The organism is Pseudomonas sp. AC463 (genome assembly GCF_979253585.1).
Map to the genome: position 1 here is coordinate 1 of NZ_CEEDDZ010000087.1, position 515 is coordinate 515.

1 pseudogene is annotated in these 515 nt (G+C 64.3%); it reads left to right on the forward strand.

Features of this window, described 5'->3' with window-relative positions:
- A pseudogene (locus tag AC0IYH_RS29200) lies at positions 1-515 on the forward strand (Tn3 family transposase); the annotation flags it as partial.

Genomic DNA, 515 nt, shown 5'->3' on the forward strand with positions numbered 1-515 from the left:
GTGCCGGGCATCAGTTCCGTCGAGCGGATGGTCGCCTAGGCGTTGCTCGATGCCGAACGCCATGTTGCCGAGCATCTCACCCGAGGACTGGACGCCGGGCAACGCCAACTGCTCGACGCCCTTCTTTTGCCTCATGCCGGCACGAACCAGAGCGATCTGGCCTGGGTGCGGCAACCACCCGGCAAGCCGGGCCGCAAGACGTTTGCCGCCATCATCGAGCGATTGACACTGCTTCGAGCGATCGGGATCGATCCCGATATCGCCGCAGGCGTACATCCCGAACGCCTGCGACGCCTGTGCCAGGAGGGTGCGCGGCTGACCGCGCAGCACGTTCGGACGCTGCAAGCGACACGGCGTCGCGCCACATTGGTGGCGACCATACTTGAAACCATAGTGACGCTCACCGACGATGCGGTGCTGATGTTCGATCGCCTGCTGGGCCAGATGTTCCGGCGCGAGCAGAACAGCGCGGACACGGCGCTCAAGCGTGACCGACGTACCATCAACGGCAAAAT